Origin of the sequence: Roseomonas rosulenta (assembly GCF_016106005.1) — a bacterium.
Lineage (GTDB): Bacteria > Pseudomonadota > Alphaproteobacteria > Acetobacterales > Acetobacteraceae > Neoroseomonas > Neoroseomonas rosulenta.
The window spans coordinates 1-12,299 of record NZ_JACADR010000130.1 but is presented as its reverse complement, the minus strand read 5'-3'; the positions used below and the strand labels follow the sequence as shown (position 1 = coordinate 12,299).

The following is a 12,299-nucleotide window of genomic DNA, read 5'->3' as shown; positions in this document are numbered from 1 at the left end:
CTCGCCCGCGGCGGGATGGGCGGCGGCGCTCGATGCGCCGGCGGTGGTCGCACCCTGCGCGCGCCCCGCACCGGCGCCGCCTGCCGCGCTGCGGCCGCGGCGGCTGACGGTGTCGGATGCGGCGCTGCTGATCGCCGATCCCTATGCCTTCTACGCCAGGCGCGTGCTGCGGCTGCAGCCCCTGAAGGCGCTCGAGGAGGATGTCGGCGCCATCGAATACGGCACGCTGGTGCATGAGGCGATGGCGGGGTTCCTGCGCACGCTGCCGCTCATCTGGCCCGGCGCGGACGCCGCGCGCGCGGCATGGGCGCGGGCGAGCGAGGCGGCGCTCTCGGCGCATGCGGACCGACCGGGCATCCTCGCCTTCTGGGGACCGCGGCTTGCGAATATCGGGGAGTTCGTGATCGGCGAGGAGGCCGCGCTGCGGCGCGATGGCGGACTGCTCGCCTGCCATGTCGAGACCAAGGGCAAGGCGATGCTGCGCATGCCCGGCGGCGAGATCGAGATCGAGGCACGCGCCGACAGGCTCGACCATCTCTCCGCCGGCGGCTGGCGCGTGGTGGACTACAAGACCGGGACGGTGCCGAGGGAGGCCGCGCTTCTGGCCGGCGATGCACCGCAGCTGCCCATCGAAGCCTGGCTCCTTCGCGAGGGCGCCTTCCGCGGCACGCCCGGCATCGCGCGCGACCTGATCTACTGGCGCCTGACTGGCGGCGAGCAGCCGGGCGAGGTCAAGACGATCGACGCCACGGCGCAGGACTTTGCCGCTATCGCGCAGGAGAGGCTCGAGCATCTCGCGGCGCGCTGGCTGCTCGGCGATGCGCCCTTCGCCTCGCGCCCGCACCCGTCGCGCAGCGCGGCGGGCGGCGACTACGACCACCTGGCGCGGATCGAGGAATGGTCGGCGGGCGAGGGCGAGGCATGACGCAATCCCCGCGTGAACGTGCCGAGCACGCACAGTCGCGCGCTTCGGACCCGGCGGCCTCGGCCTGGGTGGAGGCCTCGGCGGGGTCGGGCAAGACCAAGCTGCTGACCGACCGCGTGCTGCGCCTGCTGCTGGCCGGCGTGGAGCCCGGGCGCATCCTGTGCCTGACCTTCACCAAGGCGGCGGCGGCGGAGATGGCGACGCGGCTCGCGCGCGCGCTGGGCGGCTGGGCCACGGCGGAGGATGCCGCGCTGACGGCCGCGCTCGCCACGCTGACCGGACGCGCGCCGGATGATGCGGAACGCCGCGCGGCGCGCGCGCTGTTCGTGCGCGTGCTGGAGCAGCCGGGCGGGATGCGCATTTCGACCATCCACGCCTTCGCGCAATCGCTGCTGCGGGCCTTTCCGCTGGAAGCCGGGCTCGCGCCGCAGTTTGCGGTGGTCGAGGACCAGGAGGCACGGGCGATGCTGGCGCGCGAGCGCGAGTCGGTCCTGGCCGGCGCGCCGGATCGCGCCGCACTCGATCACCTGGCACGGCTGGTACCGCCGACACGCTTCGCCGAGGTCGTGGGCACGCTGGCGGCGACGCGCGGGCGGCTGCTGCGCGCGGTGGATGCGCGGCAGGGGCTGGCGGGTTTGGAGGGCGCTCTGGCGCGCGCTCTAGGCCTGGCGCCCGGCGAGGCCACCGAGGATGCGGTGCTGCATGCGGCCTGCATCGGCGTTGGCGCAGGCGTGCCGCGCGCCGGCGCGCTGCTGCGCGCCAGCGGCAATGCCAACGACCAGGCGCGCGGCGCGGAAATCGCCGCCTGGCTCGCTCGCGACGAGACCGCGCGCGCCGCGCATTGGGAGGAGTGGCGCGGCCTGCTGCTGACCAGGGAGAATGAACCACGCAAGAGGTTCGCGACGCAGAAAGCCGGCGCCGATGCGCCCTTTATCCAGGACGCGCTGACCGCCGAGGCGGAGCGCGTGCAGGCCGCCGAGCAGGCGCGCGCCGCCGCCCGCGTGCTGGCCGCCACCATGGCGCTGCTGGCGATCGGCACGCCGGTGCTGCGGCGCTACGAGGCCGCCAAGGCGCGCGCCGGCATGCTCGACTACGACGACCTGATCCGCGGCGCCGAGCGCCTGCTGGAAGACCCCGGCAGCGCCTGGGTGCTGTTCAAGCTCGATGGCGGCCTCGATCACGTGCTGCTGGACGAGGCGCAGGATTCCAACCCCGACCAATGGGGCATCGTGCGCGCGCTGACCGGCGAGTTCTTCGCCGGCGAAGGCGCGCGCGAGACGGGCCGCACCATCTTCGCGGTCGGCGACGTGAAGCAGTCCATCTACGGCTTCCAGGGCGCGGATGCCGAGGGCTTCGCGCGCGAGCGCGCCCATTACGGGGAGGTGGTGCGGCGCGCGGGGCTGGAGTTCCGCCCGGTGCCGCTCGACGTGTCGTTCCGCTCGACGGCGCCGGTGCTGGCGCTGGTCGATGCGGTGTTTGCCGGCGGCGAGGCGCGCGAGGGCGTGGTCGCCGGCGACGCGGCGCTGCGCCACTACGCCGACCGCGCCGGCCAGGCCGGCAGCGTGGAATTGTGGCCGCTGCTGCAGGTGGACGCGGCCGAGGCGGCGCCGGCCTGGGCGGCGCCGGAGACCCCGGTGGATGGCGCGGGTGCGGCGCCACGCCTCGCCTCGCTGATCGCCGCGCGCATCCGCTGGATGCTGGACCACGAGACGCTGCCCGCGCGCGTGGAGCGTGGCGCCGATCAGCCCGAGGGCCGCCCGGTGCGCGCCGGCGACATCCTCGTGCTGCTGCGGTCGCGCGCTCGCGGCGGCTTCCTGGCCGCGCTGGTGCGCGCGCTGAAGGATCTCGGCGTGCCGGTGGGCGGCGTCGATCGCATGGTGCTGGCCGAGCAGATCGCGGTGCAGGACCTGCTCGCCCTGGCCGATGTGCTGCTGCTGCCCGAGGACGAGCTAACGCTCGCCGCGCTGCTGAAGTCGCCGCTGGTCGGGCTGCAGGAGGACGAGTTGCTAGCGCTGGCGCAGCCGCGCGCGGGATCGCTATGGGGCGCGCTGGCGGCGCATCGCGGGGCGCAGACGCGTTTCGGGCGCGTTGCCGACTGGATCGCGGCGCTGATGGCGCGCGCGGATTTCGCGACGCCGCACGCGATCTTCGCCGATGTGCTGGGCGGGCCCGGGCCGCTCGATCCGCGTGCGGGGCGGGCGCGGATGCTGGCACGGCTCGGCCCCGACGCGGCGGATCCGATGGATGAGTTCCTCAACGCCGCGCTGGAGCATGAGCGCGCGCACCCACCATCGCTGCAGGGCTTCGTGCACCGCCTGCGCCAGGGCGGCGCGGAGGTGAAGCGCGAGGCGGAAGGCGCGGGCGACGCGGTGCGCATCATGACCGTGCATGGCGCGAAGGGGCTGCAGGCGCCGATTGTCTTCCTGCCCGACACGACCGGCGCGCCGCCGGATCGCGCGGCATTGCGCTGGCTCGAGGACGACCTGCCGGCCTGGGCGCCGAAGCAGGAGGGCTTCGCCGCCGCCGCGCTGTCGGATCGCCGCGAGGCCGACAGGGAGGCCGAGGCGCGCGAGCAGCACCGGCTGCTTTACGTCGCGCTGACGCGCGCCGAGGACCGGCTGATCGTCTGCGGCTGGCAGGGCCGGAAGGACGTGCCCGCCGGCTGCTGGTACCGGCTGGTCGAGCAGGGCTTTACGCGGCTGGAGGGCGCCGAGGAGCACGCCTTCGAGGGCCCGCCGGACATGTTCGCGCCCGATGCCGTGGCGCGCCGGCTCGCCGTGGCGCAGGCAGCGCCACCGCGCGTCGAGGACCCACCCCGCGCGCCCGCGGCGATGACCGCGCTGCCAGGTTGGGCGCGGGTGCCGGCGCGGCAGGAGGCGCCGGAAGGTGCGATCGCGCCTTCCGCGCTGCCTGGCGAGGAGGAGACGCCAGCCGCACCACCCCGCCCGAGCGACGATCCGCGCGGGGTGCGGTTCCGCCGCGGCCGCCTGGTGCATGCGCTGTTGCAGCACCTGCCCGACCACCCGCCTGCGGCGCGCGAGGATGTGGCGCGGCGCTTCCTCGCGCGGCCGGGCCATGGGGTCGATGCGGCGGAGCAGGCGGCGGTGCTGGCGGAGGTGATGGCGTTGCTCGACGCGCCGCTGGTGGCGGCCGCGCTCGGCCCGGGCAGCCTGGCGGAGGCGCCGCTGGCCGGGCGGGTCGGCGGGCGGCTGATCGCGGGCCAGGTGGACCGGCTGCTGGTCGCGCCGGACCGCGTGCTGGTGCTGGACTACAAGACCAACCGCCCGCCACCGACGGACGTGGCCGCCGTGGCGCCGCTGTATCTGCGGCAGATGGCGGCCTATCGCGCGCTGCTGCGCGCCGCCTTCCCGGGGCGACGCGTGGAATGTGCGCTGGTCTGGACCTATGGCGCGCGGGTCATGGCGCTGCCCGATGCGCTGCTGGATCGACACACGCCGGAGTGACCCGGCCGAAATGCCGGCCAAGGGCGGATCGCGCGGATGCGCGATCCGGGAGCGCCAGGCGCGACCGCGCCCAGAGGGTCAGCCGCGCCCCGCGCACCTGTGCACGGCGCGAAGGCAAGCCGGCCGGATGGCCGGCGCCCGCCGTTTGAGGGCGCAAGAAAGACTCAGCGAGGCAATTCCTGTTCCACAAGCCTGGCGAAGACCGACGCGCCGAGCGGGATCAGGTCGTCGTTGAAGTCGAAGCGCGGATTGTGCAGGCCGACCGAATGGCGCCCGCCATTGCCCTGGCCGATGCCGATGAAGGCGCCTGGGCATTTCTGCAGCATATAGGAGAAATCCTCCGCACCCATGCGCGGCGGGGCGTTGCGGTGGATGCGGTTCTCGCCCAGCACCTCGGCGGCGGCCTGCTGCGCGCGCAGCGTCTCCGCCTCGTGGTTGATGGTGGGCGGGTAGCCGCGCGTATAGGCGAGCTCGGCACGCGCGCCATGCGCCTCGGCGATGGACTTCACGATGGCACCGAGGCGCGCTTCCACCATGTCCTGCACGGCCGGCTTGAAGGTGCGCACGGTGCCGTTCAGCTCCGCGATCTCCGGGATCACGTTGCCGGCCGACCCCGCATGGAACTGACACAGGCTGACCACCGCCGTGTCGATCGGGTCCATCGAGCGCGAGACGATCGACTGCGCGGCCACCACGATCTGCGCGCCCACAAGCACCGGGTCGATGCAGATCTGCGGGCGCGAGGCATGGCCGCCCTTGCCATGCACCGTGATGGTGATGCGGTCGGCCGCGGCCAGCACCGGGCCCGGCGTGATGCGCGCCTCGCCCAGCGGCAGTTCGGGGTCGTTGTGCAGGGCATAGACCTGGTCGGTGGGGAAGCGGTCGAACAGGCCTTCCTCGACCATCACGCGGCCGCCGCCGCCGCCTTCCTCCGCGGGCTGGAAGATGAAGTGGACGATGCCGTCGAAGTTCCTCGTCTCGGCCAGGTAGCGCGCCGCGCCCAGCAGCATGGTGGTGTGGCCGTCATGGCCGCAGGCATGCATCTGGCCCGGCGTGGTGGAGCGGTAGGGCATGTCGTTGGCTTCCTGCATCGGCAGGCAGTCCATGTCGGCGCGCAGGCCGATGCTGCGCTTCGAATTCCCGTTGCGCAGCACGCCGACCAGGCCAGTGCCGGCGATGCCGCGATGCACCTCGATCCCCCAGGATTCGAGCTGCTGCGCCACGAGGGCGGAGGTCCGGTGCTCCTGGAAGCCCATTTCCGGGTGCGCGTGGATGTCGCGGCGCGTGGCGGCGAGCTCGGGTTGGAAATCGGCGATGCGGTTGTAGATGGGCAAGGTGGGTGTCCCCGTGATGGTCGCGCGTGGCGTAGCCCGCCGCGCGGCATGGTTCCAGTGCGGTTACGTGCGCCGAATCACAAACCCGCTACGGCGGCATCCACCGCGTCGCCGAAGCGTTCGACGATCATGGCGATCTCGGCGGCGTTGGTGACGTAGGGGGGGGCCAGGATGACGTGGTCGCCATGCCTGCCGTCGATGGTGCCGCCCATCGGGTAGCAGGCCAGGCCGCGGACGAAGGCTTCCTTCTTCACGCGTTCGTTCACCGCCAGCGCCGGGTCGAGGGTGGCCTTGGACGCACGGTCGGTCACCAGCTCCACCGCCCAGAACAGGCCGCGGCCGCGGATGTCACCGACCTTCGCGTGATTGCCCAGACGATCGTGCAGCCCCTGCTCCAGCAGCGCGCCCATGGCCTTCACGTTGTCGAGCAGCTTCTCGTCGCGGATCACCTCCTGCACCGCGAGCGCGGCGGCGCAGGCGACGGGATGCGCCTGGTAGGTGTGGCCGTGCTTGAAGGTGCCGGAGCCCTTGGTCAGCGCCTCGATCACGCGGCCATGCACCAGGATTCCGCCAATCGGCTGGTAGCCGCCGCCGAGGCCCTTGGCGATGACCTGGATGTCGGGGCTCACGCCCTCCTGCTCCCAGGCGTGCAGCGTGCCGGTGCGGCCCATGCCGGACATCACCTCGTCCAGGATCAGCAGCGCGCCGTGGCGTTCGCACACCGCCTTCATGGCCGGGAAGTAGCCGGGCAGAGCGGTGGCGCAGCCAAGGGTGGCGCCGACGACGGTCTCGGCGCAGAAGGCGATGACATTCTGTGGGCCGAGGCGCTGGAATTCGGCTTCCAGCTCGGCAGCGAGGCGCGCGACGTAGTCGGCGTCCGTCTCGCCATCGCGCCGGTCGCGATAGGCGTAGCAGGGCGAGACATGGCTGAAGGCGTCCGACAGGATCGGCGCATAGGGCGCGCGGCGCATCGCATTGCCGCCGGCCGCCAGCGCGCCGAGCGTATTGCCGTGATAGGATTGCCGCCGCGCGATGAACTTCGTGCGCTGCGGCTGGCCCGATTCCAGCGCCCATTGGCGCGCGATCTTGAGCGCGGCCTCCATGCCCTCGCTGCCCGAGGACACGAAATAGGCGTGGGTCAGGCCGCCCGGCGCATGGCCGACCAGCATATCGGCGAGCTGCTCGGCGCTGCCGGCGCTGAACAGCGCGGTGTGCGCGTAGCAGAGCCGGTCGATCTGATCCTTCATCGCCCGGATCACATGCGGGTGGCCATGGCCCAGGCACGCCACGGCGGCGCCGCCGGAGCCGTCGATCACCTCGTGCCCCGAGGCGTCGCGCAGCCAGATGCCGCGGCCGGAGACGGCGACGGGCGGGGCCTCGCGCAGGTTGCGGTGGACGATGTGGGTCATCGGACGGGCTCCTTCCCGCTCATCCTGCACCGGCGTCAGGGCGCTGTCAGCACGCCCACCACCGCCCCCGTCATGCAGCAGGCGATCGTGCCCGAGACCAGCGAGGGCAGTCCCAGCTTCACGATATCCGTCCGCCGCTCCGGGCACATCGCCGCCATGCCCCCCACCATGATCCCGACCGCCCCCAGATTGGTGAAGCCACATAGCGCATAGGTCAGGATCAGCCGCGAGCGTTCCGACAGCCCCGCCCCGCCGGACTGCGCCAGTTCGAGATACGACACGAACTCGTTCACGATCATCTTGACGCCGAGCGAGGCGCCGACCGTCGCCGCCTCCGCCACCGGCACGCCCATCGCCCAGGCCACCGGCCAAAGCACCCAGCCCATCGCGCGCTGCAGCGTGAAGCCGGTCAGCGGTTCCACCGCCAGGTTGACCAGGGCGACGATCGCCACGAAGACGATCAGCGAGGCCATGATGCCGAGCAGCAGGTTCAGCCCATCCTGCGTGCCGCGCACCAGCGCATCCATCGAGGAATCGTAGAGCTTTTCCGGAATGCCCTCGTCGCCGGCGGTCGCCACCTCGCCCGGCGCGGGCGGCATCATCAGCAGCGCTGCCAGGATCGCCGCGGGCGCGGAGACCAGCGACGCCGTCAGCAACTGCCCCGCCGCATCCGGCACCACGGGGGCGATGATCAGCGCATAGACCACCAGCGTATTGCCGCTGATGGTCGCGAGCCCCGCCGTCATCACCACGAAGAGTTCCGAGCGCGTCAGCTTCGCCAGCCAGGCGCGGATCATCAGCGGCGCCTCGACCATGCCGACGAAGACGTTGGCTGCCACGCCGAAGCCCGCAGCGCCGCCCAGCCCGAACAGCCAGCCGAGCGCCCGCGCCATGACGCGCACGATCGCCGGCAGCACGCCCCAGTGGTACAGCACCGAGGACAGCGCGCCGACCACCAGCACCAGCGGCAGCGCCTGGAAGAACAGGATGAAGGAGGCACCCGGGTAGGGCTCCGGAAAGGGCAGCGGCCCGCCGCCGAGATATCCGAAGACCAGCGAGGTGCCGACCTTCGTCGCGGTGGCGAGCGCATTCACGCCATCGCCGATCAGCGCGAAGGCGGCGCGCGCCAGCGGCACGTTGAGCAGCACGGCGGCAAGCAGCAATTGCAGCACCAGCCCCGCCACCACGACGCGCCACGACACGCCGCGCCGGAACCCGCCCAGCGCCCAGGCCAGCCCCGCCAGCAGCAGCAGGCCGGCGGCGGATTGCAGCTGCAGCGCGCTCATCAGGGCAGCACCTTCGGCGGCTCGGGGTCGTCCATCTCGAGGTCCGCCAGGCGCTGCCCGCCACGCTTGATGGCGGCGGAGGAGACCTCGATCATGTCGATGTCCTTCTGCGCCTGGCCGAAATGCCGGCGCAGGCTCTCGGTGCGTTCGTCGAGCCGCCCGACATCGGCCAGCAGCCGGTCCAGCTCGCGGCGGATCTTGCCTGCCTCCTGCCGCAGCCGCACGTCGCGGAGCAGCGCGCGCATGGTGCCCAGCACGGCCCAGAGCGTGGTCGGCGAGACAATGTAGACGCCGCGCCGCGTCGCATCGCTCACCACTGCGACAAGCGTGGTGTGCAGCTCCGCGTAGATCGCCTCGGAGGGCACGAAGATCAGCGCGCCCTCGGCCGTCTCGCCGGGAATGACGTAGCGTTCCGCCACGTCCTTCACGTGCTTCTGCACGTCCGCGGCAAGCCGCTTCAGCGCGGCGGCGCGGGTCGCATCGTCCGGTGCCTCGCGCAGCGCCAGCCAGGATTCCAGCGGGAACTTGGAATCGATCGCGATCGGGCCGGGCGGGTTGGGCAGGTGGATCAGGCAGTCGGCGCGCTTGCCGTTCGACAGCGTGGCCTGCAGCGCATAGGCCTCGGCCGGCAGACGGTCGGCGATGATCTGCTCCATCTGCGCCTCGCCGAAGGCGCCGCGGGCCTGCTTGTTGCCGAGGATCGACGACAGCGTCATCACCTGCGCGCCAAGTGCTTCGATGTTGCCGCGCGCGGCGTCGATCACCGCGAGGCGTTCGCGGATCTCGGTGGTGGTCGCGCCAAGGGATTGCGTGACACGCTCGGTCTGGCCGGACAGCGCCAGCGTCAGGCTTACGTTCTGCGCCTTGATCGCCTCGGTCAGCGACTTCTCGGCGCTGGTCATGCGTTCGGCGAGCGCCGCTTCCTGCGCGGCGATGCGCGAGACCTGTGCCTGCACCGCATCGTTCAGCACCCGCGTCTGGTCGAGCACCACGGCGTTCACACGATCGGCGATATCGCCTTCCAGCGCCGCGACGCGCTCCGCCTGGCGGTCCTGCGCCGCCGCCACCGCATCGACCCGCCCGAGGATCTGCCCGAGCACCGGATCGGGCGCGGGCCGGCGCAGCAGGATGGCGAGCACCAGCAGCACGGCGGCGAGCAGGATCGCTGCCGGCAGCGCGGCGTCGGGCGGCAGAAGGCCGAGGATGAGCCGGTCGTCCATGCGCCTCCGGGCGAATCGGGCTGTGTGCTGCGAGTTTCGCACCGCCCGTCGCGTCGGGCGAGGCTGGTCAGGCCGGGCTGGCGGGCCCCGCGGCCGGCACCAGCACCAGGCGGCCCGTTGCCACGCCGAAATGCGCACCGTGTAGGGCCAGGCGGCCGGTGGCGACGGCCTCCGCCACCCAGGGGAAAGTCATGAGGTTGCCGAGCGAGATGCGCACCGCCTCGTACTCGGCGATTTCCTGGCGCTGGTCGGGTGCGTCGCAGCGCAGCGCCACCTCCCGGGCGCGGCGCGCGATCCCCATCCAGCCGGCGACGAAGTCGCGTGCCTCGGGCGGCGCACCGTCCATCAGCGCGCGGATGCCGCCGCACAGTGCATGGCCCATCACCACGATGCGCGCCACCTGCAGCACGCGCACGGCGAATTCCACGCCGGCGCTGGTGCCGTGGAACAGCGCATCGGGCAGGTAGGGCGGCACCAGGTTCGCGACATTGCGCACGACGAACAACTCGCCCGGCCCGGCCGAGAAGATCATCTGCGGATCGACGCGGCTGTCCGAGCAGGCGATGACCATGGTGTGCGGGCGCTGCCCTGCGGCGGCCAGGGCCTCGAAGCGCGCGCGCTGCTGTGGCCAGGTCTCGGCGCGGAAGCGGCGGTAGCCGGCGATCAGCTCATCCATGCAGGGTCATCCTGGGCGCGTGGCGTGCAAGCACGCCACCCCTTGAATCGCATCGCGGCTGGTCGCGATCCGGGAGCACGACGGCGCTCGACCCGCACCTGGGAACAGGACAGCGGATCGTGCAAGGCACGATCCGGGAGCGCACGGCGCGACCGCGCCCAACCCGCCCGCGGCCGCCAGAGCACCAGTGCGGGGCGCGCAAGCCAAGCCGGCGGATGCCGGCGCCTGGCGTCTGAGGGCACGAAAAAACTAATGCCGGAAGTGCCGCATGCCGGTGAACACCATCGCGAGGCCCGCCTTGTCCGCCGCCGCGATCACCTCGGCGTCGCGGATCGACCCGCCGGGCTGGATCACCGCCGTGGCCCCGGCCGCCGCAGCCGTCTCGAGACCATCGGCGAAGGGGAAGAAGGCATCGGAGGCCACCACCGAACCCTGGGCCAGCGGGCGCTCGATCCCCGCCGCCTTCGCCGCGGCTTCGGACTTCCAGGCGGCGATGCGGCTGCTCTCGACGCGGTTCATCTGCCCCGCGCCGATGCCCACCGTCGCCATCCCCTTGGCATAGACGATGGCGTTCGACTTCACGTGCTTGCAGACGCGGAAGGCAAAGATCAGGTCGGCCATCTCGGCACGCGAGGGGGCGCGCTGCGTCACCACCTTCAGCATCGACTCGTCCACCTGGCCCGCGTCGCGGGACTGCGCCAGGAAGCCACCCGCCACCGACTTGAAGGCGAGGCCGGGTGCGGCCGCATCCGGCATGCCGCCGGTCAGCAGCAGGCGCAGGTTCTTCTTGCGCGCGAAGACCGCCTTCGCCGCGTCGTCGGCGTCGGGGGCGATCACCACCTCGGTGAAGATGGCCGTGATCTTCTCCGCCGCAGCCGCATCCAGGGTGCGGTTCGCCGCCACGATCCCGCCGAAGGCCGAGACCGGGTCGCACAGCAGCGCCTTGTCCCAGGCGCCCGCGAGATCGCCCGCCACCGCCGCGCCGCAGGGGTTCGCGTGCTTCACGATCACGATCGCCGGGCGGTCGAATTCCGCCACGCATTCGAAGGCGGCGTCGGTGTCGTTCAGGTTGTTGTAGGAAAGTTCCTTGCCTTGGACCTGGCGCGCCGTCGCGATGCCCGGGCGGTTGCTGCCATCCACGTAGAAGGCCGCCTGCTGGTGCGGGTTCTCGCCATAGCGCAGCCCCTGGCGCAGCACGCCGGGCAGCGTCAGGCGCGGCGGGAAGGCCTGCCCTTCCTGGCGCGCGAACCAGCCCGAGATCGCAGCGTCATAGGCCGCCGTGCGCGCATAGGCCGCGGCGGCGAGGCGCCGGCGGGTGGCAAGCGTGGTGCCGCCCCGCGCCTCGATCTCGGCCTGCACCTCGGCGAAATGCGCGGGTTCGGTCAGCACCGCGACGCCGGCGTGGTTCTTGGCGGCGGAGCGGATCATCGCCGGGCCGCCGATGTCGATGTTCTCGATGCAGTCCTCGGAGGAGGCGCCCTGCGCCACCGTCGCCTCGAAGGGGTAGAGGTTGACCGCCACCAGGTCGATCGGCGCGATGCCGTGCCGGTCCATCTGCGCCAGGTGCTCCGCCAGGTCGCGCCGGCCGAGGATGCCGCCATGCACCTGCGGCACCAGCGTCTTGACCCGCCCGTCCAGGATCTCGGGGAAGCCGGTGTGTTCGCTCACGTCCTTCACCGGCACGCCGGCCTCCCGCAGCGCGCGGGCGGTGCCGCCGGTAGACAGGATCTCGACCCCGCGCGCGGCGAGGAAGCGGCCGAATTCGACCAGCCCCGCCTTGTCGGAGACCGAGATCAGGGCGCGGCGGATGGGGAGGATGTCGCTCATGGCGGGGCCGCATAGACCCGCGCGACGGGCGCGTCCACATGGCGCCGGGCGGGCCGGGACACTGCCTGGGCGCGCGCCTGCCAGGGCGCCGCGGCCCTTTGGACCGCGCGGAGCTAGTGGCGCACGGCGCGCGCGGCGGCGGCATAGCCGGCGCGCCG

General features: G+C 72.5%; 8 protein-coding genes. 2 read left to right on the top strand and 6 right to left on the bottom strand.

Going from position 1 to position 12,299, the window contains the following annotated elements:
• Together HW578_RS15585 and addA are read left to right on the top strand one after the other, a co-directional pair.
• Window positions 1–925: PD-(D/E)XK nuclease family protein (locus HW578_RS15585; protein ID WP_198371472.1), on the top strand; the 925-nt coding region annotated here is incomplete at its 5' end.
• Entirely contained in the window at window positions 922–4,389 is a 3,468-nt protein-coding gene (gene addA / locus HW578_RS15580) for a double-strand break repair helicase AddA (protein WP_198371471.1), read from the top strand. The genes HW578_RS15585 and addA, both read left to right, overlap by 4 nt.
• 164 nt (window positions 4,390–4,553) lie before the next feature.
• On the opposite strand, the gene HW578_RS15575 is transcribed toward addA, so the two are convergent.
• The 6 genes from HW578_RS15575 to purH all read right to left on the bottom strand — a co-directional run bounded on the left by HW578_RS15575 (window position 4,554) and on the right by purH (window position 12,141).
• A complete protein-coding gene (locus tag HW578_RS15575) occupies window positions 4,554–5,723 on the bottom strand; it encodes a M20 aminoacylase family protein (protein ID WP_198371470.1) in 1,170 nt (389 codons plus the stop codon).
• Window positions 5,724–5,800: 77 nt separating this feature from the next.
• Window positions 5,801–7,132 (bottom strand): aspartate aminotransferase family protein, encoded by a 1,332-nt coding sequence (locus HW578_RS15570; RefSeq protein WP_198371469.1) that lies wholly within the window; start codon window positions 7,130–7,132, stop codon window positions 5,801–5,803.
• Window positions 7,133–7,167: 35 nt separating this feature from the next.
• Entirely contained in the window at window positions 7,168–8,418 is a 1,251-nt protein-coding gene (locus HW578_RS15565) for a NupC/NupG family nucleoside CNT transporter (RefSeq protein WP_198371468.1), read from the bottom strand.
• Window positions 8,418–9,638, bottom strand: coding sequence for a DNA recombination protein RmuC (locus HW578_RS15560; RefSeq protein WP_198371467.1), 1,221 nt, complete (start codon window positions 9,636–9,638; stop codon window positions 8,418–8,420). Before HW578_RS15560 ends, HW578_RS15565 begins: the two co-directional genes overlap by 1 nt.
• Window positions 9,639–9,705: 67 nt before the next feature.
• A complete protein-coding gene (locus HW578_RS15555; RefSeq protein ID WP_198371466.1) occupies window positions 9,706–10,314 on the bottom strand; it encodes a carbonic anhydrase in 609 nt (202 codons plus the stop codon).
• A gap of 249 nt (window positions 10,315–10,563) precedes the next feature.
• Window positions 10,564–12,141, bottom strand: a complete 1,578-nt coding sequence (gene purH, locus HW578_RS15550) for a bifunctional phosphoribosylaminoimidazolecarboxamide formyltransferase/IMP cyclohydrolase (protein ID WP_198371465.1) — start codon at window positions 12,139–12,141, stop codon at window positions 10,564–10,566.
• Window positions 12,142–12,299 lie beyond the last annotated feature (158 nt).